At 62.1% G+C, this 25,378-nt stretch carries 26 protein-coding genes; 8 read left to right on the top strand and 18 right to left on the bottom strand.

From position 1 onward, the window contains the following. Positions 1–20: 20 nt before the first annotated feature. From hsaB to hsaA, 4 genes are read right to left on the bottom strand one after another with little or no spacing between them, the layout of a single operon-like run. Entirely contained in the window at positions 21–605 is a 585-nt protein-coding gene (gene hsaB / locus ACFQ6H_RS07045; protein WP_003945677.1) for a 3-hydroxy-9,10-secoandrosta-1,3,5(10)-triene-9,17-dione monooxygenase reductase subunit, read from the bottom strand. Continuing rightward, positions 602–1,504 (bottom strand): iron-dependent extradiol dioxygenase HsaC, encoded by a 903-nt coding sequence (gene hsaC / locus ACFQ6H_RS07050; RefSeq protein WP_003945585.1) that lies wholly within the window; start codon positions 1,502–1,504, stop codon positions 602–604. Before hsaC ends, hsaB begins: the two co-directional genes overlap by 4 nt. Then, positions 1,504–2,382: a 4,5:9,10-diseco-3-hydroxy-5,9,17-trioxoandrosta-1(10),2-diene-4-oate hydrolase gene (gene hsaD, locus ACFQ6H_RS07055; RefSeq protein ID WP_019746906.1), complete on the bottom strand. Its 879-nt coding sequence runs from the start codon at positions 2,380–2,382 to the stop codon at positions 1,504–1,506. Before hsaD ends, hsaC begins: the two co-directional genes overlap by 1 nt. 10 nt (positions 2,383–2,392) lie before the next feature. After that, positions 2,393–3,568, bottom strand: coding sequence for a 3-hydroxy-9,10-secoandrosta-1,3,5(10)-triene-9,17-dione monooxygenase oxygenase subunit (hsaA, locus tag ACFQ6H_RS07060; protein ID WP_039973406.1), 1,176 nt, complete (start codon positions 3,566–3,568; stop codon positions 2,393–2,395). Between the two features lie 195 nt (positions 3,569–3,763). Here hsaA and ACFQ6H_RS07065 point away from each other — a divergent pair, with 195 nt between their 5' ends. Together ACFQ6H_RS07065 and ACFQ6H_RS07070 are read left to right on the top strand one after the other, a co-directional pair. Then, the gene (locus tag ACFQ6H_RS07065; RefSeq protein ID WP_378448259.1) at positions 3,764–4,924 is read left to right on the top strand and encodes a Rieske 2Fe-2S domain-containing protein; all 1,161 of its coding nucleotides are present in this window, start codon (positions 3,764–3,766) and stop codon (positions 4,922–4,924) included. A gap of 2 nt (positions 4,925–4,926) precedes the next feature. Continuing rightward, the gene (locus ACFQ6H_RS07070) at positions 4,927–5,298 is read left to right on the top strand and encodes a hypothetical protein (protein ID WP_007734099.1); all 372 of its coding nucleotides are present in this window, start codon (positions 4,927–4,929) and stop codon (positions 5,296–5,298) included. Between the two features lie 73 nt (positions 5,299–5,371). On the opposite strand, the gene ACFQ6H_RS07075 is transcribed toward ACFQ6H_RS07070, so the two are convergent. The 7 genes from ACFQ6H_RS07075 to ACFQ6H_RS07105 all read right to left on the bottom strand — a co-directional run bounded on the left by ACFQ6H_RS07075 (position 5,372) and on the right by ACFQ6H_RS07105 (position 10,570). After that, entirely contained in the window at positions 5,372–6,205 is an 834-nt protein-coding gene (locus ACFQ6H_RS07075) for a hypothetical protein (RefSeq protein WP_378644952.1), read from the bottom strand. Positions 6,206–6,400: 195 nt separating this feature from the next. Then, positions 6,401–7,027, bottom strand: a complete 627-nt coding sequence (locus tag ACFQ6H_RS07080; RefSeq protein ID WP_378644954.1) for a TetR/AcrR family transcriptional regulator — start codon at positions 7,025–7,027, stop codon at positions 6,401–6,403. A 74-nt stretch (positions 7,028–7,101) separates the two neighbouring features. Beyond that, positions 7,102–8,358 carry an NAD(P)/FAD-dependent oxidoreductase gene (locus ACFQ6H_RS07085; RefSeq protein WP_378644956.1) on the bottom strand — a complete coding sequence of 419 codons (1,257 nt, stop codon included), beginning with the start codon at positions 8,356–8,358 and terminating at the stop codon, positions 7,102–7,104. Continuing rightward, positions 8,358–8,549, bottom strand: coding sequence for a rubredoxin (locus ACFQ6H_RS07090; RefSeq protein ID WP_007734094.1), 192 nt, complete (start codon positions 8,547–8,549; stop codon positions 8,358–8,360). The genes ACFQ6H_RS07085 and ACFQ6H_RS07090 overlap by 1 nt, the downstream gene beginning before the upstream one ends. 30 nt (positions 8,550–8,579) lie before the next feature. Beyond that, entirely contained in the window at positions 8,580–8,750 is a 171-nt protein-coding gene (locus tag ACFQ6H_RS07095) for a rubredoxin (RefSeq protein ID WP_007734092.1), read from the bottom strand. Next, positions 8,747–9,922, bottom strand: coding sequence for an alkane 1-monooxygenase (locus ACFQ6H_RS07100; protein WP_378644959.1), 1,176 nt, complete (start codon positions 9,920–9,922; stop codon positions 8,747–8,749). The genes ACFQ6H_RS07095 and ACFQ6H_RS07100 overlap by 4 nt, the downstream gene beginning before the upstream one ends. A gap of 171 nt (positions 9,923–10,093) precedes the next feature. Beyond that, complete coding sequence (locus tag ACFQ6H_RS07105) at positions 10,094–10,570, bottom strand: HIT family protein (protein ID WP_054826824.1); 477 nt, start codon at positions 10,568–10,570, stop codon at positions 10,094–10,096. A 140-nt stretch (positions 10,571–10,710) separates the two neighbouring features. Between ACFQ6H_RS07105 and ACFQ6H_RS07110 the strand changes: the two genes are divergently transcribed. Next, on the top strand, positions 10,711–12,318 hold the full coding sequence (locus ACFQ6H_RS07110) for an FAD-dependent monooxygenase (RefSeq protein ID WP_378645135.1): 1,608 nt from the start codon (positions 10,711–10,713) through the stop codon (positions 12,316–12,318). Here ACFQ6H_RS07110 and ACFQ6H_RS07115 read toward each other — a convergent pair. The 6 genes from ACFQ6H_RS07115 to ACFQ6H_RS07140 are packed head-to-tail and all read right to left on the bottom strand — an operon-like array spanning position 12,305 to position 17,884. After that, positions 12,305–12,793 (bottom strand): VOC family protein, encoded by a 489-nt coding sequence (locus ACFQ6H_RS07115; RefSeq protein WP_378644963.1) that lies wholly within the window; start codon positions 12,791–12,793, stop codon positions 12,305–12,307. The genes ACFQ6H_RS07110 and ACFQ6H_RS07115 overlap by 14 nt on opposite strands. Beyond that, positions 12,790–13,542, bottom strand: coding sequence for an SDR family NAD(P)-dependent oxidoreductase (locus ACFQ6H_RS07120; protein WP_378644966.1), 753 nt, complete (start codon positions 13,540–13,542; stop codon positions 12,790–12,792). Before ACFQ6H_RS07120 ends, ACFQ6H_RS07115 begins: the two co-directional genes overlap by 4 nt. A 3-nt stretch (positions 13,543–13,545) precedes the next feature. Then, a complete protein-coding gene (gene dmpG, locus ACFQ6H_RS07125) occupies positions 13,546–14,589 on the bottom strand; it encodes a 4-hydroxy-2-oxovalerate aldolase (RefSeq protein WP_007734084.1) in 1,044 nt (347 codons plus the stop codon). Continuing rightward, positions 14,586–15,488: an acetaldehyde dehydrogenase (acetylating) gene (locus tag ACFQ6H_RS07130; RefSeq protein ID WP_378644968.1), complete on the bottom strand. Its 903-nt coding sequence runs from the start codon at positions 15,486–15,488 to the stop codon at positions 14,586–14,588. The genes dmpG and ACFQ6H_RS07130 overlap by 4 nt, the downstream gene beginning before the upstream one ends. 8 nt (positions 15,489–15,496) lie before the next feature. Continuing rightward, the gene (locus ACFQ6H_RS07135; RefSeq protein ID WP_124568886.1) at positions 15,497–16,282 is read right to left on the bottom strand and encodes a 2-keto-4-pentenoate hydratase; all 786 of its coding nucleotides are present in this window, start codon (positions 16,280–16,282) and stop codon (positions 15,497–15,499) included. A 3-nt stretch (positions 16,283–16,285) separates the two neighbouring features. Beyond that, positions 16,286–17,884 carry an FAD-binding protein gene (locus ACFQ6H_RS07140; RefSeq protein ID WP_378546452.1) on the bottom strand — a complete coding sequence of 533 codons (1,599 nt, stop codon included), beginning with the start codon at positions 17,882–17,884 and terminating at the stop codon, positions 16,286–16,288. Between the two features lie 115 nt (positions 17,885–17,999). Between ACFQ6H_RS07140 and kstD the strand changes: the two genes are divergently transcribed. The 3 genes from kstD (at position 18,000) to ACFQ6H_RS07155 (ending at position 22,404) form a co-directional block, all read left to right on the top strand. Further along, positions 18,000–19,724: a 3-oxosteroid 1-dehydrogenase gene (kstD, locus tag ACFQ6H_RS07145; protein ID WP_378644971.1), complete on the top strand. Its 1,725-nt coding sequence runs from the start codon at positions 18,000–18,002 to the stop codon at positions 19,722–19,724. After that, positions 19,714–20,571, top strand: a complete 858-nt coding sequence (locus ACFQ6H_RS07150; protein WP_214886859.1) for a MaoC/PaaZ C-terminal domain-containing protein — start codon at positions 19,714–19,716, stop codon at positions 20,569–20,571. Before kstD ends, ACFQ6H_RS07150 begins: the two co-directional genes overlap by 11 nt. A 69-nt stretch (positions 20,572–20,640) precedes the next feature. Continuing rightward, on the top strand, positions 20,641–22,404 hold the full coding sequence (locus ACFQ6H_RS07155) for a cholesterol oxidase substrate-binding domain-containing protein (RefSeq protein ID WP_378448248.1): 1,764 nt from the start codon (positions 20,641–20,643) through the stop codon (positions 22,402–22,404). 99 nt (positions 22,405–22,503) lie between these two features. On the opposite strand, the gene ACFQ6H_RS07160 is transcribed toward ACFQ6H_RS07155, so the two are convergent. After that, entirely contained in the window at positions 22,504–23,112 is a 609-nt protein-coding gene (locus ACFQ6H_RS07160) for a DUF4304 domain-containing protein (protein WP_378644973.1), read from the bottom strand. Positions 23,113–23,128: 16 nt separating this feature from the next. On the opposite strand from ACFQ6H_RS07160, the gene ACFQ6H_RS07165 reads away from it, so the two are divergent. Beyond that, complete coding sequence (locus tag ACFQ6H_RS07165; protein WP_378644975.1) at positions 23,129–24,316, top strand: serine hydrolase domain-containing protein; 1,188 nt, start codon at positions 23,129–23,131, stop codon at positions 24,314–24,316. A 236-nt stretch (positions 24,317–24,552) separates the two neighbouring features. Then, positions 24,553–25,314: a PE-PPE domain-containing protein gene (locus ACFQ6H_RS07170; RefSeq protein ID WP_378535040.1), complete on the top strand. Its 762-nt coding sequence runs from the start codon at positions 24,553–24,555 to the stop codon at positions 25,312–25,314. Positions 25,315–25,378: the final 64 nt, after the last annotated feature.

Consider the following 25,378-nt stretch of genomic DNA (forward strand, 5'->3'; position numbering starts at 1 on the left):
ACTCACGGGGGGCTTGCCCCCTACAGCCAGGTATCTTCCGTCGTGGTCGTCAGGAACGCTTCCAGATCGTCACGCCAGGTAGCCGGAACAGTCTTGTCCGGCTCGATGCCCGTGTACTGCCCGCGGTAGAAGAGCAGCGGGCGTTCGGTCTTGATCTCACTCATCGACGACACCCGACCGAAGACGACGTAGTGATCGCCGCCGTCGTGGACGGTTTCGACTGTGCAGTCGATGTGGGCAAGCGACTTGTCGATGATCGGTGAGCCCAGAGGTGATGGCGTCCAATCGATGCCGGCGAACTTGTCCGGCTCACGCGACCCGAAACGAGCACACACCGCCTGCTGTTCCTCCGCCAACACGTTGACGGCGAACTTCCCGGTCCGCTCGATTGCCGCCCACGACCGAGACCCCTTGGTGGGGCAGAACAACACCAAAGGCGGGTCGAGTGACAGGGCGGCGAAAGACTGACACGCGAACCCGACTGGTTCACCGTCGTCGACTGTCGTGATGATGGTGATACCCGTACAGAACTGCCCGAGAACCGTGCGGAACTGGCGTGGATCGATCGCCTGCTCCGCGCTCACCGACGCGTCGGGCGAACTCACGGCTTCATTCCCACCGTGAAGTCGTGACCCCACAGGCTCACGGCCGTGCTTTCCCTCGCGATCCAGTTTTCGTCCTCGACCTCTAGCCCCTCACAACCGAATTCGATGTCGAACCCGCCCGGAGTCTTCATGTAGAACGAGAGCATCTCGTCGTTGACGTGGCGACCGAGAGTCGCCGACATCTTGACCTTCTTGCGCAATGCCCGGTCGAGGCACAGTCCGACGTCGTCGGAGTTCTCCACCTCGAGCATCAAATGCACGATGCCCGTCGGGTTGGGCAACGGCAGGAACGCCAAGCTGTGGTGACGCGGGTTGCAGCCGAGGAACCTCAGCCACGCCGGGTCGCCGTCCGCGGGCCGCCCGACCATCTGCGGAGGCAGACGCATCGAGTCGCGAAGCTTGAATCCGAGTACGTCGCGGTAGAACCGGAGCGAAGCATCGTCGTCGTCGGTGGTGAGCACAACGTGGCCGAGCCCCTGCTCCCCCGTCACGAACCTGTGCCCGTACGGGCTCACGATCCGGCGGTGTTCGAGAGCAGCTCCGTGGAACACCTCGAGGGAGTTACCCGAGGTGTCCTCGAACGCGATCATCTCGACGACGCGACGGTCCTTGAGCTGCTCCGCCGTGCCTTCCTTGAACGGAACACCGGCCGCCGACAACCTGTCACGGATATCCTGCAGCTCAGCCGCATTCGCGGTTTCCCACCCGGAGACGAGCAGACGGTCGGTGTCGTTCGGAACGATGACAAGACGCGCCGGGAAGTCGTCCATACGCAGATACAGCGATTCCGCGTCGACGCCCTTGCCCTCGATCATTCCGAGGATCTTGAGTCCGTATTCGCGCCACGCAGCCATGTCGGTGGCCCCGATGCGCATGTACGCCAGAGATCGAATACCCATCATTTACCTCCGTCGAGCAGGAAGTCGGTTGCGAGCCGGTTGAATTCGTCGAACTTCTCGAGCTGCGCCCAGTGACCGCAACCGCCGAAGACGTGGAGCTGCGCGCGCGGGATCATCTTGAGCGCAACCAGCGCGCCGTCGAGAGGGTTGACCCGATCCTCACGGCCCCAGATCAGCAACACGCGCTGACGAAGCTTGTACGCCTCGCGCCAGAGCATGCCGAGCTCGAAGTCACCGCTGGAGAAGGACTTACCCATCGCCTTGGCCGCAGCCAGCGACTCGGGAGTACTGGCCGCAGCAAAACGTTCGTCGACGAGTTCCGGCGTGATCAGCTTCTGATCGAAGACCATGATCCGCAGGAATGCTTCGAGGTTCTCACGTGTGGGCTGGTAGCTGAACTTCCCGAGGTTCTTGACGCCCTCGGTGGGGTCCGGCGCAAACAGGTTGACACTCAGACCGCCGGGGCCCATCAGAACGAGGCGACCGGCGCGATCCGGGTAGTCGAGCGCAAACCGAACGGCAGCGCCACCGCCGAGCGAATTGCCCAGCAAATCAACGCGACCGGTGATCTCGAGCGTGTCCAGGAGATCGTTGAGCGCCGACGCACTGTGAACGAAGTACTGCGGATGCTCCGTCGGCTTGTCGGACTGCCCGTAGCCGGGCTGATCGACCGCTATGACGTGAAAGTTCTTCGCCAACACCGGAATGTTGCGGGCAAAGTTCGACCACGACGACGCGCCTGGGCCACCGCCGTGCAGCAGCACGATGGTCTTGTCGTTGCCGACGCCTGCCTCGTGGAAATGCAGTTTCAGATCGGGGCGCACTTGCGCGAACCGCGAAGTGGACTCGTAGGTGAGGGCTTCTTCGGTGGTTGTCACTGAGCCTCCTCTAGACCATCGTGTCGGTGATCGGCAGACCGAATTCGCCGGTTCCGAACATGACGTATGCGCGTTCGGGATCGTTGGCGGCGTGGACGCGACCAGCGTGAGCATCGCGCCAGAAACGCTGAATCGGCGTACCGTTCTGCAGCGCCGTGGCACCGGAGTTCTCGAAGAGCTTGTCGATCGAGGCGATCGCACGGCCAGTGGCGCGCACCTGGTCACGTCGAGCGCGCAGACGCAGTTCCATCGGAACCTCTTCGCCCGCAAGGATCAACGCGTACTCGTCGGCGACGTTGCCGGAGAGCTGACGCCACGCGGCGTCGATGTCGCTGGATGCCTCGGCGATGCGTACCTTGGCAAACGGATCGTCCTTCGACTTCTCGCCGGCGAACGCAGCGCGCACACGCTTGCCCTGGTGCTCGACGTGCGCTTCGTAAGCGCCGTAAGCCATTCCGACGATCGGTGCCGAGATCGTCGTGGGGTGAATGGTTCCCCACGGCATCTTGTAGACCGGCGCGGTGTTGTTCTCGAGACCCGGGGCGGTCAGTTCGCTCATCGCCCGGAAGCTCAGAACGCGATGCTTGGGAACAAAAACATCTTTGACCACAACGGTATTGGAGCCGGTTCCACGCAGACCGACCACATTCCACACGTCGTCGATCTGGTAGTCCTCGCGAGGAATCAGGTAGCTCACGAAGTCGACCGCGCGGCCGTCCTTGAACACCGGACCACCGAGAACGGCCCAGCTGGCATGGTCACAACCCGAGGACCAAGCCCACGCACCGTTGACCTTGTATCCGCCCTCGACTACTTCACCCATACCCATCGGGGCGTAAGAGGACGAGATGCGAACGTCAGTGTCGTTGCCCCACACGTCTTCCTGTGCCTGCTGAGAGAAGAGGGCGAGGTGCCAGTTGTGTACGCCGATGATCGACGAGACCCATCCTGTGGAACCACACGCGCTGGCGATCTTCTTGACCGCGGAGTAGAACAGCACCGGATCGGCTTCGTATCCGCCCCACTGCTTCGGCTGCAGCAAGCGGAAGAAGCCTGTTTCCTGAAGAGCCTTGATGGACTCGTCGGGGATACGACGCAGATCCTCGGTCTCCTGTGCGCGCTCGCGCAGTGCCGGCAGTAGTGCGTCGAGCCTCTGCATCACCTCGTGGCTGTCATGGTTACCCACTTCGACGCTCCCGTCTTCCTCGATCGGTTGGTTCACTTACACTTGAGACTAGAACACGTTCTCTTTTCTGTCGAGACGCTGACAGAGGTCCCGTTTGTGGCCGCAATGCTGTAACAAGTGCCCCCAAAATCTGGCGGAACCGGATCGAGTTCTATAACGTGTTCTACTAACAGCTAGAAGGGATGTGAGGTCACAATGGCGCAGATTCGCGAGATCGACGTCGGAACGGTGCAGACTCGTTTCGCCCGCGGTTGGCACTGCCTGGGTCTACTGAAGACCTTCAAGGACGGCAAACCGCACGCGATCGAGGCTTTCGGTACGAAGCTCGTGGTGTTCGCCGACAGCAAGGGCGACATCAAAGTTCTCGACGGATACTGCCGTCACATGGGCGGTGACCTCACACAAGGCGAGGTCAAGGGCGATTCCATCGCCTGCCCCTTCCACGACTGGCGCTGGGGCGGCAACGGCAAGTGCACCGGCATTCCTTATGCCCGTCGCGTGCCCCCGCTCGCACGTACCCGTGCGTGGACGACCCTCGAGCAGAACGCTCAGCTCTTCGTCTGGAACGACCCCGAGGGCAATCCGCCGCCCGAGGAGATCGTGATTCCTCGTATCGAGGGCGCCTACAGCGACGAATGGACCGATTGGACCTGGAACTCCATGGTCATCGAGGGGTCCAATTGCCGCGAGATCATCGACAACGTGGTCGACATGGCGCACTTCTACTACATCCACTACGCCTTCCCGACGTACTTCAAGAACGTCTTCGAAGGTGAGATCGCCACTCAGTACCTCAACACCACCGGCCGTCCCGACATCGGAATGGCCTCCCAGTACGGCGGCGACACGCTGCTTCGCTCCGAAGCTGCGTATTACGGACCGTCGTACATGGTCAATCCCCTGTGGAACAGCTACAGCGGATACGAGGTCGAGAGTGTTCTGATCAACTGCCACTACCCGATCAGCCCGGACTCGTTCGTGCTGCAGTGGGGCGTGACGGTCAAGAAGCCGACGGGCGTCTCCGACGAGATGGCCGACAAGCTGGCCGGCAAGTTCACCGAGGGCATCAGCGAGGGCTTCCTGCAGGACGTCGCGATCTGGAAGAACAAGACCAAGATCGAGAATCCTCTCCTCTGCGAAGAAGACGGCCCCGTTTACCAGCTACGACGCTGGTACGAGCAGTTCTACGTGGACAAGGCAGACGTCACCGAGAAGATGACGCAGCGCTTCGAGTTCGAGGTGGACACCACCAAGGCAAACGAAGCCTGGCACGCCGAGGTCGAGGAAAACCTCGCACGCCAGAAGGCTGAGAAGGAAGCTGCAGCAGAAGCGGCAAAGAAGGAAGCAGAGGTCTAGTCGTGAGCGCCTCGATCGGAACCGACGCACGGTGGGCTCGTTGGGCCAAGGCACCGGACTTTGCCGGGCAAACGGAACGGCTCGAGGCGATCGCGGCCCAGACGATCGAGGACAAGCACGAATACCTCGACTCGGGTCTGCAGGAAGTCGACTGCAAGGCATGCGGCGCGTGCGTACTGGTTCGCAAGAACACGTACAAGCACACCAGCGTTCAGTGGACTTCCGACCCGGCACTGCGTTGCCACACCTTCAAAGAGGCAATTGCTTCCGGTCAGTCGACGGCATTGAAAGACGGTTGCCCGAAGTTGCACGACAGCATCGCCGACGCAGTCAGGGACGGCACCATCACGGTGCGTGATCCCGAGGTCAGCTGACCTGATTGTGCAGAACGAGGACCGACCCACCACGGGTCGGTCCTCGTTTTGTGTTCCGGCAACTGTGCGTCTGTCAGGCGGGCGGTCGCACTTTCCGTGCAGCCACCGCGTAGACGTCGCTCGACGTGGTGAGCGAGTTCTTTCCGCTGACTGCCGGCACTCCCCCGCGGAGATTCACCGCCCAGTTGAGCGCACCCAACGGTCCGCATCCACTGGCTCCCGGCGCCGCAAACGCAGCATCCGAATGTGGGACTGCCGGGAACACCGCGCCGGGAAACTCGCCGATGGGTTCCGAAGGCGGGTTTCCAGTTGTGGTCAAGTGAAGATTGATCGGATTCGAGACCGACCCGATGTAGCAATCGCCACCGAGCAAGGGATTAGACAGTTTCAAGCGGACCGGCATCGTGAGTTCCTGCTCGAGGACCTTCAGATCGGGGACTCCCACCGATTCGACTGTCGCGCTGATCTGAGTCAGTCCGAGCGGGGTATCGATCCCGAGCGCACCCCCTGGTACCGAAATCGGGTTGGAATAGACCCCGTTGGACCCGTCCTGCTTGGCAACGAACGTCTCGATAAAACTGTTGTCGGGCTGGGTCGCGTATTTCACCCCACCCGCAACCTTGAGACTGCCGTCCGGGATCGGCACCGAAAGTGCGCCCAATTTCATGGTCCCTCCGCGAACTACGACGCTGGCGCACGTCGTCACCTCGAGATCCTCGATCGGGCACGTGCCCCAACCGTCGAAGGTCAACGGATCAATCTCTGCCGCACCGGAGGAACCGAGCGATCCGCTGCCGGAAGACCCTGACGAGGATTCGTCGGCAATTGCCACACCTGCACCGGCCATGACAAATGTTGCAACTAGCGCGACTGTCGACATCACTCGAGACTTATTGCGGCTCTTCATCTTCGAAACCCTCCACCGTTGACGGAATCTAACGAGAGCCGCCCACGGGTTGCACCTCGACGCACGTCCGGCACGCTACCGAGAAGCGGGACTTGGATTCACACATATCGGCGATATTTCCCACCAAAGAACTACGCCGATCACGCTCGATCGAACTTCCGTCCTAGCCCGGCAACCGTATCGATCCCCGTCGCCTCAGTTCTTTTCGGCTGCACCCGAACCGATGACTTGATCGAGGAACGGCCCGAACATCTCCCCCAGGTTCTCGGCGATCTGATCGGGAGTGCCGAAGGACAACGTCACATGGCTGATCGCCAGACGCACTATCGTGCTGCCGAACATCTCGGCATGGATGCGGTCGACGTTCGCCCAACTGGTCATGAAGATCTCGGCCAACCTCGCGCTCGCATGTTCGAGCAGCGGAGTCCCGTCAGTGGTGACCAGGCTCAGCAGGTCATGTTGCGGACGAGGACCGACAATACTGACCACCATCGGATCCCGGGCACCGGCGTCGAAGAAGGCACGAAATGCAGCCGAGACCGCGCCCCGCGGATCCGAATGATGCAGCGTTACTTCGCGTTCCACCACTTCGAGGAACTCGTCGACAAACCGGATGAGGTATCCGGACGCCAAGCCTTGGCGAGACGTGAACTCCTTGTACAACGTCTGCCGGCTCATACCCGCTGCCTCGGCGATATGCGCCATCGTGATGTCGTTCCACGACTTCTCGGTCAAGAGTTCGCGTGTGGCGTCGAGCGCTGACGCACGGAGGAGTTGACGAGCTGCCTCGTGGTACGGGACACGGGCACGAGCGGTGGACATATCGGGAAGATTTCCATCGCCCGTGCTCGGTGTCAAAACGGTGGACACGCAAGCCACAGAAGTCACGAGCACACTCAGAGCACCGGTGAGGCGACAAGACCCGCCGCAAGTTCGGTCAGATCCCTGTTTGTATCGGCGAGTACGTCGACGCTGATGTCCGGAGAGCGTTCGATAAGGGTTCGGACGGCCCGAATATCTTTCGGCCGCCCCACACTCACAGCGCCGACGATCTTCCCCTCGCGCATGCAGATCGCAGTGAAGTCATAGGAGTCCAGGTCTCCTCGGACGATCACGGTGTCGTCGGCACCTGGCCAACCGGCTACCTGGATGTTGCGGCCGAATTGGTTCGACCAACTCCATGGGACGGATTCGAAAGGTTCCGCCTTCCCCACAATGGTCTTGGCAACTGCGACGGCGTGGTCCTGCGCAGTGTTCCAGTGCTCGCCGCGGTGCATGCCGCCGAGAAAACCGTTGGGCACGTTGGCCACATCGCCGATCGCGTACACACCATCGACAGACGTTCTGAGGTATCGGTCTACCGAAATCCCGTTGTCCACCGCAATACCCGCAGCAGCAGCCACATCGGTATCGGGCAAGGATCCGATTGCGACGACGGCCAGGTTCGCTGTCCACTCGCGTCCGTCACGCGCACGTGCGGTGACGCCGTCGGCACCCGTCGTGAGCGTCTCGAGGTCGACTCCCGTCTGCAAGGCGACGCCCGCCGAGGCGTGCAGCGCGGCGATCTTCTCCGCTATCGACGGTGGAAGCAGCCTGGACAGGGGCAGCGGTTGCGCTTCGAGAACCTGCACACTGCAACCCAAGTCGCGTGCCGTTGACGCCACCTCCGATCCGATCAAGCCACCGCCGACCACCAATAGCGAGGATCCTTCGATCAGCTGGGATTGCAAGCGTCGCATGTCTGCGATATCTCGAAGATAGTGAACGCGCTCGGAATCTTCCGCGGCCAACCGTCGGGACCGTCCACCCGTGGCAAGAATCAGAACGTCGTAGTCGATGCTGTCACCGTCGGCTAAAAGTACTGTGCGGGAATCTGTGTCGATACTCGTGACAGTTGCGCCGATCCGAAGATCGATACCCTGCTCGGTCCAGAAAGTCGACGGCCGCAACCGAACCCGATCGATCGACGCTTTCCCGCACAGTAGCTCCTTCGACAGCGCCGGGCGGCGGTACGGCTCCTCAGGTTCGCTGCCGATCAGGATGATGCTGCCGCCGAACCCTTCCTTGCGCAGGGCCTGCGCGGCACCGGAACCGGCGATGCCCGTGCCCACGATCACGACGGTGCGTGTGTCGGGCTCGCTGACCGCTGTCATCAGCGGTCCACCTCCACCATTTCGAAATCGACTTTGGCAGCGCCACAATCAGGGCAGGACCAGTCTTCGGGAATCTCGTCCCAGCGAGTACCCGGCTCGATACCGTCGTCGGGCCAGCCGATCGCTTCGTCGTACTCGAACCCGCACTGGAGGCAGCGGAACAATTTGTAAGCAGTGGCAGTCTCGGACATCGGTTTTCCTTTCACCGGTGGGTATTTCGATCAGGATTGCGTGACGAGGGTGAAGTCGACCTTCTCGCGGACACCGCAGTCGGGGCAGCACCAGTCGTCCGGAATGCTCGACCACGGTGTGCCGGGCGGAAAGCCTTCTCGCGCAGCACCTGTCGATTCGGTGTACGTGTAGTCGCAGATCGGGCAGATGTAGGCGTTCATGCGTTCACCCCGTAGGCTGCGAGGATCTTGGCCCGCTTCTTCGGCGCGATGTTGACCTGGGTGATGTCGCCTCGGTAGTGCTCGAGAACGCGGTGGTCCATCACCTTGCGCCACAGGGGCGGGACTGTGGCGAGCATGATCATGCTGGCGTAGCCGCTCGGGAGCTGAGGGGCCTCTTCCATACTGCGAAGCGCTTGGTAGCGCCGTGTCGGATTCGCATGATGATCGCTGTGCCGCTGCAAGTGATAAAGGAAGACGTTGGTGCAGATGCGATCACTGTTCCAGCTGTGCGCCGGCGTGCAGCGCTCGTACCGTCCGCTTGCGGTCTTCTGACGCAGGAGTCCGTAGTGCTCGAGGTAATTGATCGCTTCGAGCAGCGAAAACCCGATGACCGCCTGGATCACGAGGTACGGCGCGATGCCGATCCCGAACACTGCAAGCGCGACACCGAACAGAACAACCGACATGAGCCAGGCGTTGAGCACGTCGTTCTTGATGCTCCAGTGCGTGGTGCCCAAACGCTCGAAGCGGGTCTTCTCGAGATGCCATGCCGACTTCAATCCTCCGCCGACGCTGCGCGGCCAGAAACCGTAGAGGGTCTCACCGAAGCGCGAGGTCGCCGGATCTTCCGGAGTCGACACTCGCACATGGTGGCCACGGTTGTGCTCTAGGTAGAAGTGACCGTAAGCACTCTGTGCGAGAACGATTTTGGACAACCAGCGCTCGACGCTCTCCTTCTTGTGCCCGAGTTCATGGGCTGTGTTGATGCCGATTCCGGCCGTCACACCGATCGTCACTGCGAGTCCGATATTGGAGAGAACGCTCAAATCCCAACGCGCCCAGATGTAGCAGGACAGGAAGAAGGCCGTGTATTGCAGCGGCAGATAGGCGTAGGTGCACCACCGGTAGAAGCGGTCGTTCTCGAGTTCGTCGATCACCTCGTCGGGCGGATTCTTCCCGTCCTCACCCGCCAGGATGTCGATGACGGGAATGAGAGCAAACGCGATCAGTGGGCCGGTCCACCAGAAGACATTCCATCCGGTGGCGGTAACAAGCCCCACGGCGATGAAAGTTGCCGATGACGGAATCAGCGCCAACAGCCACAAGTAGCGTTTCCGGTCTCTCCAAGTTGCGAGCCGACCATCTGGCTCGGTGTACACCAACGCCGCCATCGAATTCTCCAGTTCTCGTTCGGATCAGTGAGTGCGTCCTGCGCGGTAATCCGCGACACGAACAACATCTATGTATAGAGAGTGGACAAATGATGGCGTTTTGTCAACGATTTTTGAGGTAAGTGTTTTACAAACACGCAGATTTGTACATCACTAGGATGTGGCGGCAGATCAGCGTTCAAGGAATCGAGGGCGCAAAAGTGCGCCGAAAGGCGCTCGCGCCTCAGGCGGAACGTAGGCCGCCTCGCCATGCCGGGAATACAGGTGGTCGTCCTCGTATCGCGGAAATACGTGGACGTGGTGGTGCCAGACGTCCTGGTTGCCCGCCGGTTCGTTGTGCTGCCGGGTCGAGACGCCGTCGCAGCCGTAGGCTTCACGAATTGCAACAGCCACGGCCTGAACCAGGTCGAAAACCGAGTGCCCGACGCTCGTGGGCAAAGTGTAGAGATTCTCGAAGTGCTCGATCGGCGACACAAGTACGTGGCCGGGGTTGCCCGGCCACCACTTCGGGGAAATCCGAGCGATTGCGTGGTCGGTTCGAGCAACCAGGTCGGTCGACGCGTTGTGCTCGTCGAACTCGCCCAGCGCGAAGCGACAGAACGGGCACCGGTACCCCGGCGGCTCATGATGCAACTCGCCTGCCTTCACGTCGCGATCTTCCCACGACCTCAACGTCTGCGACCCGTGTGGAAAGCCCCAAAATGCCCGATCTGCGCGAATTTCCCCAAAACAAAAGTTCGCGTACCCATACTGAAATGACCGACTGTCCCCGACGTGAGTGGGTCCTCATGGATACCGACGTATTGGTAGCGGGCGCCGGCCCGATCGGATTGACCACCGCGATCGAGCTGCGCAGACGCGGTATCTCCTGTCGAATAGTCGACCCCCTCGACGAACCGCGGCAATACGCGAAAGCCGTCGGGATTCAGCCACGCACTCTCGAACTCTTCGAGAACATGGGGGTGCTCCGCCAGGCACTCGACGCCTCGACATTGATGCGCGGTCAGATCATATACACGAACGGCGTCGAGGTCGGCCGCGTCGACCTCACCCTCCCCGACGACGTTCCTTACTGGTTTCTCTGCCTGCCTCAGTACTCGACGGAGCGCATCCTCACCGAGCGCCTCACCGAGTTGGGAACAACCGTCGAACGCGGAGTCGGCCTCACTGCATTCGAACAGTCCGACGACGCCGTCACCTGCACCCTCAGCGACGGCAGCACCGTGACGGCCCAGTACCTGGTGGGTTCCGACGGCGCGCACAGCGTGGTCCGCAAAGGGCTGGGACTGAGCTTCGAGGGCGGCGCATTTGCCGAAAGCTACATGCTCGGTGACGTCGAAGTCGACTGGTCGATCCCCAGCGGCTACGCGGTGCGCGCGAACCACACCAGCGACGACGGAACCACCGACGATCTACTCGTGTGCATCCCACTTCCCGGACACAAGCGGTACCGCATGTCGATGCTCGTTCCGGACGATTTGATGCCGGACGAATCGTCGAACAAAGCCTCTGTACAGCATGGCTTTTCAACCGGAAAGACACCTGAACTCCATCACATCCAAGCCGTGCTCGACAGACTCTCCCCAGAACCGACAACCGCCTCGATGCTGCGATGGTCCTCGGTCTTCCGCATCAGCCACCGCATCGTCGACGCTTACGGTCGCGGACGGGTTTTTGTCGCCGGCGACGCCGCGCACATCCATCCCCCGACTGGCGCGCAGGGCATGAACACCGGGATCCAGGACGCCCACAATCTCGCATGGAAGGTAGCGCTCGCCGTCAAAGGCGTTGCAACAGCAGATCTTCTCGAGACCTACGACGCCGAAAGACGGCCGGTCGGTGAAGAAGTCGTCGGGATGACCGTCCGAAATGCTCGAGAAGGAATCGGTTCGGGAGAGTCTTCCATCGACACGGCGATGCGGCGCCAGGCTCAATTGTTGATCGACTACTCGGAGAGTCCGCTGAACACCGGGCGTGATTCTTCGAGTCCACACGTCCAACCGGGCGAGCGTGCACCCGATGCACGCGGAATGCGCCGAGACGGTGTGCAGTATCCAATTCGGTTGTTCGACTTGCTGTCCGGAGTCGACCACACGTTACTGCTGACTTCGGACGGATCCGCAGAGAGCATCAACAGCCTCGAGAAGGTCGCCGACGCCGCCATTCGATCAGCGCACGGCTTGTTGGACGTCTACGCGATAGTGCCACCGGGAACCGTGACCGTCGATTCGTTGGTGCCGATCATCGAGGACAACGACTCGCAGCTGTGCGCCGCGTATGGGGTCGAAGGCACGGCGGCGCTGGTCATTCGGCCCGACGGCTACCTCGGATTCCGTGGGCACCCGGAGAACGTTTCCGACTACTTCGCGAAAGTGTTTGCCGTCAATCAGGAATGAGCGAAGCGAACATCAACCGAATCTCAGGTGAGAGCTTCATCAACTCGACGTATCCACCCAACGGCCCGGCATCGAGGTAGGAGAACTCCATGCCGGCGCCCTCTACCCGACCCTGTTGCACCACCGGCATTCCGCGACGCTCGGCCTCGACCAGCGTCGCCTCGTAATCGCCTGGAACCCAGGCCAGGTGATGAACTCCGACGCCGTGAGTCTCCAGGAATTCCGTGTACAGGTTGCGTCCGGATACTGGTTGGATCAGCTCGAGCTGTTGGCTGCCCGCATATCCGATCGACACGTGCACGACATAGTCCGCGGGCTCCCCGCGAAACGTTGTGGTCTCGGGACCAAAGGCGATGTCTGGCATACGTAGCCACCGCTCCACTCCCCACTGCCGAGTGAACTCCTGTTCGGCAGCCTCGATGTCCTCGACCACCCAGCAGATCTGAAAGATCGGTCCCGAGACCAACGGGGTCATGCCATTTTTCCGTTGTCCACCGAGTAGACGGCCCCGTGTATCGCCGAGGCGTCGTCGGAGGCCACGAAAGCCACCATCTTCGCAACGTCCTCGGCTTCCATCAAGCCACGCGGCGAGGCAACCTTCATGACGAGGTCGAAGTCGACTCCGTCGGGGAAGGTGAATCCGGTAACTTGAGGAGTCATCATGCCGCCGGGGCAGATTGCGTTGACACGCAGAGACTTTCCGGTGAACTCCATCGCCATCGCTCGGGTCAGTCCGATGAGTCCGTGCTTGGCAGCGCAGTATCCAGCCGAGTACGCCTGCCCTTCCAGCCCCGCGATCGAGGAGACGTTGACTATGTTGCCGCCCCGCTCCAGCAAGTGCGGCAGTGCTGCGCGGGACAGGAAGAACGGTCCGTTCAGATTGACCGCAAGGTCATGTGCCCATTCGGAATCTGCAATATCCGCCGTATGACGAAGCGAGTGCGATCCCGCCACGTTGACGAGGATGTCGATACCACCGAGTTCGTCGACACACGCTTGCACGGCCGCATCACACTGAGCAGAATCCGAGACGTCCGTCGCTGCGTAACGACGCTCTCCATCCGCGCCGACCACCTCGACCATCGACTGCCGCAGCTTTTCCTTGTCGCGGGCGATACCGAAAACCTGGGCGCCCCTGCGGTGGAGTATCTCGGCCACCGCGCGCCCCAAGCCTGAGGACGCGCCGGTCACCAAGGCCACTTTTCCGGCCAGTACGTCTGCCATGGGCTAGGAAGCCGCTGCTTCGCGCTGGAGTTCCAGCGCGATGTCGATCAACTGATCTTCCTGGCCGCCGACCAACTTGCGCTTACCTGCGCGCACCAACAGCTCCGCGGACGACACTCCGTACCGCTCGGCCTGACGCTCGGCATGCTTGAGGAAGCTCGAGTACACGCCGGCGTAGCCCATCATCAGTGCCTGACGATCGAGCAGGCACTCCTGCGGCATTGCCGGGCGCACAACGTCTTCGGCTGCATCGGCGATCGCGAAGAAGTCGATACCGGTCTTGACGCCGATCTTGTCGCAAACACCGACGAAGGCCTCGACCGGGGCGTTGCCGGCGCCGGCACCGAACCGACGGGTACTACCGTCGATCTGCTTGGCTCCCGCACGAACTGCCGCAATGGAATTGGCGACGCCCAGGCCCAGGTTCTCGTGGCCGTGGAAGCCGACCTGAGCGTCGTTGCCGAGTTCCTGAACCAGCGCCTCGACGCGATCGGATACCTGCTCGAGCACAAGTGCGCCGGCGGAGTCGACCACGTACACACACTGGCAACCCGCGTCGGCCATGATGCGAGCCTGCTTGGCCAGCTTCTCCGGCGGAATCGAGTGAGCCATCATGAGGAATCCGACTGTTTCGAGTCCACGCTCACGCGCGAGGCCGAAGTGCTGGATGGATACGTCTGCCTCGGTGCAGTGAGTTGCGATGCGGCAGATGGACGCACCGTTGTCCTGTGCGATGACGATGTCGTCCTTGATGCCCAATCCGGGCAGCATCAGGAAGGCGATCTTCGCGTTGGTCGCCGTCTCGACTGCAGCTTTGATCAGTTCCTGCTCGGGAGTCTTCGAGAAGCCGTAATTGAAGGAGGACCCGCCGAGGCCGTCGCCGTGAGTGACCTCGATGACCGGCACTCCGGCTCCGTCGAGGGCACCGACGATGGCTCGTACTTCGTCGACGGTGAACTGATGACGCTTGTGGTGGGAGCCGTCGCGCAGCGATGTGTCGGTGACGCGGATGTCCCAGCTCGAATCGAAATGAATCATGTCGCTCATGCCTTCACACTCAGAAGCTTCTGGGCGATTTCCTCGCCCACCTTGGTGGCTGCTGCCGTCATGATGTCGAGGTTGCCCGCGTACGGCGGCAGGAAATCGCCTGCGCCTTCGACCTCGACGAACGTGGTGACCGTTGCATAGCCACCGGAAACGACGCTCGGTTCGTCGAACTGCGGTTCGTTGAGCAACCGGTAGCCGGGCACGTACTGCTGGATGTCCTTGACGACGCGGTGAATGGAGTCGGTGATCGCGGCCTGATCGGCGTCTTCGGGGATAGCGCAGAAGATTGTGTCGCGCATGATCATCGGCGGGTCCGCGGGGTTGAGGATGATGATCGCCTTGCCGCGCTGTGCGCCGCCGATGGTCTCGATACCGCGGCTGGTGGTCTTGGTGAACTCATCGATGTTCGCGCGAGTTCCCGGGCCGGCGGACAACGATGCAACGGAGGCGACGATCTCGGCGTACGCCACGTCGACGACACGTGATACCGCGTAGACGATCGGAATGGTTGCCTGCCCACCGCAGGTGATCATGTTGACGTTGGGTGCGTCCAGGTGCTCACGCAGGTTCGCGGGCGGAACCACAGCCGGGCCGACCGCGGCCGGCGTCAGGTCGATGGCACGGATACCGGCGGCCTCGTAGCGTGGTGCTGCCTCGCGGTGCACGTATGCCGACGTCGCCTCGAAGACCAGGTCCGGTTTCTCCGCCTGGTTCAGCAACCAGTCGACGCCCTCGGCGGAGGTCTCGAGTCCCATCTTGCGGGCGCGCGCCAATCCTTCACTCTCGGGATCGATTCCGATCATCCATCGCGGCTCCAGCCACTCGGAACGCTGCAATTTGTACAACAGATCGGTACTGATGTTTCCCGATCCGACGATCGCCACACTTGCCTTGGTCATGACTACTCCTACGTGAACTGAAGAGATACGGAGCCGAGGCCGCTGAACTCGGCTCGGAAGTTGTCGCCTGGATGAGCGTCGATCGCTCGCGTGCACGAACCCGGCAGAACGATGTCGCCGGCCTTGAGCCGAACTCCGAACGTGTCGACCTTCTGCGCCAACCACGCGACAGCGGTGACCGGGTTACCGAGAACCGCATCGCTGCGCCCCTCCGCAATCCGCTCGCCGTTGCAGGTCAGCACCGCGTCGATCGCCTTGATGTCGATGTCCGACGGGCGAACTCGTTCCTTGCCGAGAATGAACCCAGCGGAGGACGCATTGTCCGCGATGGTGTCCGAGAGGCCGATCTTCCAGTCCTTGATCCGGCTGTCGATCAACTCGATGGACGGCGCATAGGCGACAGTGGCGTCGATGACGTCTTGTTCGGTGCACCCGGCGCCCGGCAGATCTGCTCCCAGAATGAAGGCGACCTCCACCTCGACGCGGGGGAAGCAGAAGCGCGACGTGTCGACCGGACGGTTCTCGAACTCTTCCATCTCGGCGAGCAGGTGACCGTAATCTGGCTCGTCGACGCCCATCATCTGCTGCATCGCCAGTGACGAGAGTCCGACCTTGTGTCCGACCACCTTTGCGCCACCGGCAACACGACGCCGGATGTTGATGAGCTGGATCTCGTAGGCGTCGACGACGTCTATTTCCGGATAGTCGGCGATCAGCGGGCTGATCGGAGCGCGATCCCGTTCCGCCGAGTCGAGATGGTCGGCAAGTTCGCCGCGGATCTGCGTCGAGAGCATCGTTCAGGCCTTTCCGACTGTGGAGAATGCGGCTGCGTGCTGACCGGCTCGTCGTCCGGAGAACACGCAGTCGGCGAGCGACAAGCCGCTCACATACGAGTTGGAACAGATACCGACAGCGGTACGGCCGGCGGCATACAGGCCAGGGATACCCTCCCCGGCCTCGTTTTTCACCATGCCGGACGATTCGTCGACCACCAATCCACCGAGCGTGAGCATCGGGCACGGATTCATCATGTTGGGCTTGATCGAGACGTCGTACATCGTGAACGGCGCAGACAGTATCGGCCTGACGAAGTCCGACGGCTTACCCATCGGATCGGGTTGCCCGGCAGCGGCAGCCGAGTTGTGCGCGTCGACTGTGGCTTGAAGGCCGGCGACGTCTATCCCCGCCTTGCGAGCGACCTCGGCAATCGTGTTGCCACGCACCGCGGTACGCATCATTCCGGTGGTCTGTACCCGCTGGAACCACATCGACTGGTCACTTATCTGCGACTTCGCTTCGCGAACGAGTTCGGAATCTGCCAGCAGCCAACCGATTCCGCTGCTCTTCTCCGCCATCGCCTGACCGAGAGCGGCACCGTACCGGGACTCGTCGACGATTCGCGCACCGGATTCCCCCACCAGAACGGAACCGAGAAAAGCACTCGGCGGGACGATGAATCGCCAGGCGGAAACATTGCCGAGCTTGTCGGTTGCGCCCCCGGCTTCGATACCGAGGTTGATGCCTTTGCCGTCGTCGCCCGACGTGCCGAGCGGGATACCGCCCTTGTAGGCAGGAGCATGGGTACGCATCATCTCGCGATTGGACACGAAGCCGCCGGCGCTGAGGATCACGCCGCCGCGTGCCTGGATACGAATCCGCTTGGCGTGCTTCTTCTCGATCTTCGCGATCAGTGCGTCGAGAATAGTGCGCAACTGCGGCGCGTAGACGCCGGGCTTGGAGGACAGGGATCCGAGCGTCGCGTGACGGCGACGAACTCCGGCAGGTGCGTCACGGAGAGTCAGTGCTTCGACGCCGATCACCCGGCCGTCCTCGATTATCAGCCGATCCGCTCGCGTCTGGCCGAGAAGTTGGACGCCCTTGGCCGCCGCGGACTTCGCGAGCGGGCTGTACAGCATCTTCCCCGACGTGCCCCTCCCCTTGGCGCGATGACCGCGCGGAGCAGGTTTTGCGATGTCACGGAACCCGCCGGCCGATTCGCTACCCGAGAAGTAGAGGTAGTGCTTGTTGCTCGGATACGACGTCTTGTACGGACAGAGTGAGGCCTCGAACGGCACTCCGTGACTGCGCAGCCAGTCGATCGACGCCGGGCTCTCGTCGACGAACCGGCGCAGCGTCTGCGGCGTCACCGCGTCACCGACCTCGCGGTTCAGGTAGGCGAGCATGGCTTCGGGACTGTCCTCGACACCGGCTTCCTTTTGAATCACGGTGCCGCCGCCGGCGTAGTAGATTCCCCCGGAAATCGTGCTGGCACCACCACCGAGCGCTCGGTCGATGGCCAAAACCGACGAACCGGCCGCTATCGCTTCGAGCGCCGCACTGGCGCCCGCCACACCGAACCCGACCACAAGGACGTCAACCGAAGTATCCCAGGTCACACCGCACCATCCTCAATTTCACTGCAACGTGTTTCGTTATCAATGACAACGTCCGGAAATACTTCCTGGCAGAAAGCATGGACTGACACCCCCATCATTCTATAACGTGTTCTACATGAGCAAGCAGGAATACGACATCGTCGTCGTCGGCAGTGGTGCCGCAGGTATGACAGCGGCCTTGACCGCAGCCCACCAGGGCTTGAGTGTGGTCATCGTGGAGAAAGCCGCCCACTACGGCGGATCGACCGCCCGTTCCGGCGGTGGGGTCTGGATCCCCAACAACGAGGCACTTCAGGCGGACGGTGTCACCGATACACCGGAGGCTGCACGTTCCTACCTGCACAGCATCATCGGCGACGTCGTCGCTCCCGAACGCATCGACACGTACCTCGAGCGCGGTCCCGAAATGCTCTCGTTCGTGCTGAAGAACAGCCCGCTCGAACTGCAGTGGGTCCCCGGCTACTCCGATTACTACCCGGAGGCTCCCGGCGGACGCCTCGGTGGCCGCAGTGTCGAGCCCACCCCGTTCGACGGCAACAAGTTGGGCGCCGACCGTAAGAATCTCGAGCCCGACTACGTCAAGGCCCCCAAGAACTTCGTCATCACCCAGGCTGATTACAAGTGGCTCAACCTGCTGATGCGCAATCCTCGCGGACCGCTGCGCGCCATGAAGGTCGGCATGCGATTCCTCGCCGCCAAGGCCACCAAGAAGGATCTGTTGGTTCGTGGCCAGGCACTGGTCGCCGGCATTCGACTCGGGCTTCAATCCGCCGGAGTGCCCATCCTGCTGAACACCCCACTGACCTCCCTCTACACCGAAGACGGCGCGGTTCGCGGCGTCAACGTCCTCGTCGACGGCGAGGAGCAGGTCATCCGCGCTCGCCACGGAGTTGTGTTGGGATCCGGCGGGTTCGAGCACAACAAGGAAATGCGTGAGAAGTACCAGCGTGGGCCCATCGGCACCGAATGGACCGTCGGCGCCAAGGCGAACACCGGCGACGGCATCCGCGCAGGCCAAGAAGTCGGCGCTGCAGTCGATTTCATGGACGACGCCTGGTGGGGCCCGTCCATTCCGCTGACTGGCGGACCGTGGTTCGCTCTCTCCGAACGTACGCTCCCCGGCTGCATGATGGTCAACATGTCGGGCAAGCGCTTCGGCAACGAGGCGGCTCCGTACGTCGAGGCAACCCATGCGATGTACGGCGGCGAGTACGGCCAGGGCGAAGGCCCCGGCGAGAACATCCCGACCTGGATGATTCTCGATCAGCGCTACCGCAACCGCTACACGTTTGCCGGCATCACTCCGCGCTCCCCCTTCCCCGGCCGCTGGCTCAAGGCCGGCATCGTGGTCAAGGCGGGAACCATCGCCGAATTGGCCGAGAAGACAGGGCTTCCCGTCGCATCGCTGACCGAAACCGTCGATCGGTTCAACGGCTTCGCGCGCAACGGCAAGGACGAGGACTTCGGACGCGGCGACAGTGGATACGACGCGTACTACGGCGATCCCCGACTGAAGAACCCCAGCCTCGCCGAGATCAGCAAGGCCCCGTTCTACGCCATCAAGATGGTTCCGGGCGACCTCGGCACCAAGGGTGGAATCTGCACCGACGTCAACGGCCGAGCACTACGCGAAGACGGAAGCGTCATCGACGGCCTCTACGCCGCGGGCAACGCGAGCGCTCCGGTCATGGGCCACACCTACGCCGGTCCAGGCGCGACCATCGGTCCCGCAATGACTTTCGGCTACCTGGCCGTACTCGACATCGTCGAGCGTGCGAAGAAGGCCGAGACCACCACGGCACCTGCAGCTGAAAAGACGGCGGTCGACCATGCCAATTGATCCGAAGATCGCGCTCGGCGCCGAGCTTGCGCCACAAGAGTTCTCGTGGACCCCGTCGGACGTGCAGCACTACCACTTGGCACTAGGAGCAGGTGCGCGTCCGCTCGATCCGAACGAACTGCGCTACCTCGACGACGAAAAGCCTCAGGTGCTACCCACCTTCGCCACCGTCGCCGCCAATTTCCACGCCACCGAAGCACCGAAGGTGTCGTTCCCCGGCGTCGAAATCGATCTGGCGAAGGTAGTACACGGAAGCCAGGAAGTCACTGTCCATCAGCCGATCCCGGCAAGCGGTAGTGGGCGCACCACCACGCGGATCGCCGAGATCTGGGACAAGGGCAAGGCCGCGGTGATCGTGCAGGAATCCGTCACGGTCGACGCCGACGGTAATCCGCTCTGGACTGCCCGCTCGTCGATTTTCGCCCGCGGAGAGGGTGGTTTCGGGGGTGAACGTGGTCCGTCGGAGTCGATTTCGCTTCCGGATCGGGAACCAGATGCGACAGTGGTGACACCTGTGCTTCCACAGCAGGCATTGCTGTATCGGATGTGCGGTGATCGGAATCCGTTGCACTCGGATCCGCAATTCGCCTCCGCGGCAGGCTTTCCAGCGCCTATCCTGCATGGACTGTGTACTTACGGAATGGTCTGCAAGACCGCAGTGGATACCATGCTCGACGGCGACAGCAGTCGGGTAGCCGGATTTCGGGCCCGCTTTGCCGGGGTCGTGTTTCCCGGCGAGAACTTGAGTATCCAGATCTGGAAAGACAATGGGCGACTCCTGATCTCAGCTTCTGTACTGGAGCGTGAAGCTCCTGCCCTGGCTGACGTAGTTCTCACTCTTGTCTGATACCACCCTGTCTGATACCCACCTGTTAGAACTCACCGTAGTTCTCGAACCCGATGGAGTAGCCCGAAGATGACGGCACAAGACGAAAAGTTCCGACTGTCCCGACGAGGTTTCATGGCCGCAGGAGCCGGCGCCGTGGCAGCGACCGCATTCGCCGGCTGGACGCCGGCCTATGCCGTCCCCGCCGGCTCTTCCGGCTCCGCGGGTGGCCCCGTCTCCACCCTCACCCCGCCGCCTGCCTTCCCCGAAGGAATCGCCCTCTACCAGCAGGCATATCAGAACTGGTCCAAAGAGATCATGCTCGATGCGATCTGGACCTGTTCGCCCAAGACGCCCGAAGACGTAGTCCGCCTCGCCAACTGGGGCCATGCCAACGGCTACACCATTCGCCCCCGCGGTGCCATGCACGGTTGGACGCCGCTGACCATCGTCAACGGTGCGCCGATCGACAAGGTCATTCTCGCCGACACCACGGTCCATCTCACCGGCGTCTCCGTCAACGCGGGCGGTAGCCCGGCCACCGTCACCGCAGGACCCGGCGCGACCCTCGACGCCATCACCACGGCGCTACAAGCACAGGGACTCGGGTTCGCGAACCTGCCGGCACCTGGTGTGTTGACCATCGCCGGTTGCCTCGCCGTCGACGCTCACGGCGCAGCTCTTCCCGCCGAAGGCGAAGCGCATGTTCCCGGACAGACTTTCGGCTCACTCTCCAACCTCGTCACGTCCCTGACCGCGGTGGTCTGGAACGGTAGTGAATACGCGCTGAAGACGTATGCACGTAGCGACGCGGCGATCAAGCCGCTGCTGACTCACCTCGGACGCACCTTCCTCACCTCCGTCACCTTGCAGGCCGCCCCCAACTACCGCATGCGCTGTGTCAGCCACACCGACATCGGTTGGCAGGAACTCTTCGGTGCCCGCGGCGCTTCCGGACGTACCTTCGAGAAGTTCGTCCGCGAAAACGGTCGCGCAGAAGCAATCTGGTACCCCTTCACGGAACGTCCCTGGATGAAGGTGTGGTCACTTGCCCCCACCAAACCGCCGTTCGCGCGTGAGGTGACCGGGCCGTACAACTACATCTTCTCCGACAACCTTCCCGAACCTGTCACCGACATGATCGGCCAGATCAACGCCGGAAACCCGGGCATCGCACCGGCATTCGGTCAGATCATGTACGCCACCACCGTTGCCGGACTCGCCGCGACGTTCTCCAACGACCTGTGGGGATGGTCCAAGGACGTCCAGTTCTACATCCGGGCCACTACCCTGCGTCTGACCGAGGGCGGCGGAGCCGTCATCACCTCTCGCGCCAACATCGGCCAGGTCATCCACGACTTCACCCAGTGGTTCAACGGCCGCATGGAGTACTACCGCTCCATCGGACAGTTCCCGCTCAACGGCCCCGTCGAAATCCGCTGCTGCGGGCTCGATCAACCGTCCGAGGTCGAGGTCGACTCGGCAGGCGCCCCCACCATCTCGGCCATGCGCCCCCGCCCCGACCATCCGGAATGGGACACCGCCATCTGGCTCAACGTCCTCGGCGTCCCCGGAACCCCCGGCATGTTCGCGTTCTACCGCGAAATGGAACAGTGGATGCGCAATCACTACAACAACAACGACGCCACCTTCCGCCCCGAGTGGTCCAAGGGCTGGGCGTTCGGCCCCGACAAGCCGTACACCGACACCCCGATCATCACCCAGGGCCTCCCCCAGACCTACCGCGAGGGCGTTCCCTCGAGCGACAACTGGGACACCGCCAACGCCGCCTACAACGCGTTGGATCCGCACAAGGTCTTCAGCAACACCTTCCTGGACCAGTTGCTGCCTTGAGGTTCAAGTACTGAGCGCACACTCTGACAACTCGACGGTCGTCGTCACTCCTCTGTTTCGGGAGTGCGGCGGCCGTCGTGCGTTGTAACGAGCGGGGTTTCAGCCGTTCCACACCACGGCGCAAACGCGGGCAAGTTCCGCAGGTGGCACATGACGTTTGAGGTTCTCGTCGATCCGTGGCCAACGGTCCTCACTCCCGAACTCGGCCCGAATGGACTGATAGATGCCACGCGCGCGAACCCAGTCCTCGGTCGCTAAGCGGTACTGAAACGCCTCGATCTCGAACCACTGTGGTGCCTCGGGCACCAGCGTCTCCATCCGGCACCGGAACTGGCAATCCCCTTCGCGTGGGCGATCTCTGACCGTCTGTCCGAGCACGGTCGAAAACTCCGAAGAGTAGACACCACAGTTCACATAGAACCGGACATGGCCCGCGGTGTTCCCAGTGGAACGCTGCAGAGACACGACGTCGGTCAGTCCGTCGCGGGCACGAGAGAACGTGAGCGCTCGCTTCCGAAAGCCCAGATCTTTCAGCAATGGGCGCACATGATCCCGCTCGATACTGTCGAACAATGCTGACGCCGAGTCGTTCACGAACAGGCAATTTACCAGCAGGTATCGACGTCGATACTGTTTCAAGTCGCCACCGACTGGGGTAACTTCAGTCAATTGGGACATTGCTAGGCGTCGGTTGCTCGATTTCCACATCGAAGGGATCGCAGGCATGACTTCCTCCCACCACCGCACTCGGGTGCGGCTATCTGCTCTGTCGATCGCCTTGACCGTTGCCGTCGCAACCGCTGCGTGCAGTTCCGACGATGACTCCGCAACAAACACGAGCACCGCACCTCCCAATACCTCGAGCAGTCGGGAATCCACCGAGATCGCGGATATCGTCCGCCGTCAGGTGTCCGACTTGGGCCTCAGTGCCGCTGTGTTCGGGGTGTGGCGAGGCGACGACGAAGTTGCTCTCGGCGCCGTCGGAGAGTCCCCCGTCGGAGTTCCTGCGACAACCGACATGCAGTTGCGCGTCGGCCAACCGATGGAACCGATGCTCTCGACCGTCCTGCTGCAACTCGACGAAGAGGGCACGCTGCCACTCGATCAACCGATCGCGAAGTGGGAACCGAACTTTCCGCGCGCAGACACGATCACTCCGCGAATGCTGGCCAACAGCACGTCGGGAATCTCCGACTATGTGACCGATCCACAGTTCCTCAAACTCTTCACGGACAACCCGATGAAGGGCTGGACTGCTCAGGAGATCCTGGATCTTGCCAACTCCCGCCCACCGCTGTTCGAACCCGGCACCAGTTGGGCGTACGCGCACAGCGACCTGACGCTGCTCGGCGACGTCATGGAGAAGGCGACCGGAAAGCCGCTGGGCGAACTACTTCAGCAACGCGTCTTCGATCCGCTCGGGATGGATGACAGCAGCGTCGTGCTCACGTCGCAGATGGACGAGCCGATCCTGCACGGCTACACCAATGAACGCGGAGTATTCGAAGACTCCACCTTCTGGAATCCGACGGCTTTCCTGCACAGCGGAAACATGAACGCGCCCGTCTCCGACATCGGAAAGTGGGTGCGCGCGCTAGGAACGGGAGAGTTACTCTCCGACAAGGCTTTCGATCAACAGATGGCGCCGACGACTGCGGGCCTGGGAAGTATGACGACGGACAAGTTCTTTTCCTTCGGGACCGGGCATCTCGACGGTTGGCTGGTGATGAACCCGTCGTACGGCGGTTACAACGGCCTTGCGCTCTACTACCCCGACTCGAAGACCACGATCGTCGTCTACGCGACTCTCGGGCCGACAACCAACGCGGATCTCAACAACGCCGTGCCGATGGGCAAGGCGATCGGAACCCTCCTCGAGCCGGATCACCCGCCGCAGGTCCCGACGCCGTGATGCGCCCCACACGCTGGTAGGAAACAGCGTCGGCCTGCAACTTCCTGTTTACGCACGGATTACCTCCAGGACTTATCGCCCCATCACCATTCTCTTCAGTACCGAACGAATCGCGTCGGACCGCGGGTTGTCTCGCCAGTGAACGAGAACGTAGATAGATGGGGACAGGCCCGATGAGGAAATACGCGATGTCAGTGGCATGCACGGTTGCAGTCACAGCGGGGGTGACTCTAGTGATGTCGGTACCTGCCGGAGCGGCTCCGAATGACGGCGGGTCGTGCCCGGCCGGTGCGGTATTCGCAGTTGGCGGGACGTGGGACCCGACGGGACAAACTACGCAACCCGTCACCGACCGTTACGTAGCCCAGGGGTACGCCTCCAAGCCGGTGACCTACCCGGCGAGCTTCTGGCCGCTCGGCGATCAGACGTATGACCAGAGTGTTGCCGCGGGCGCCCAGACGCTGCGCAGCGAGGTCAACGCTTTTCACGCTCAGTGCCCCGGCAGCGAGATCGTCGTCACCGGGTACTCACAGGGTGCTCGGATTGCCGGCGACGTGCTCGGTGACATCGCGCGCGACGGATCCATTCCGCAGTCGCAAGTCGAAGGTGTGCTCTACGCCGACCCCCGCAACTCGGCCGGCGGCATCGAAACCGTAGTGCCCAATGTCGTTCCAGGAGCGACGATGTCCGGAGCACGCGGCGGATTCGGTGACATCGCAGTGCAGGAAGTCTGCATCGAGGGTGACGGCATCTGCAACATGCCCAAGCCCCGTGATGCCCCCGAGGTGTTCGTCGACTCGGTATTCGGATATTTCACGAAGCACAACACTTATACGCCGATGATGTCCGAGTCCGCTCCGCCTGCTCCCCCGGCATTGCCGCAGACGCCTTCGGTACCCCTGCAACCCGCTGACGTTGCCACTGCGATCGTGACGCGAGTCGTCGAGAACATCACTCCGTATCTGAGCGCTGCACTCGCCACCGTGCTGACGAAGTAACGAGATACAGCTTGTTCGACTGACTGAAAGTCGACCGATTCGTACAAGTCGGGGGCCACCCGCG

Source organism: Rhodococcus sp. NPDC056506, assembly GCF_042794945.1.
In the GTDB taxonomy this organism is placed as follows: Bacteria; Actinomycetota; Actinomycetes; order Mycobacteriales; family Mycobacteriaceae; genus Rhodococcus_F.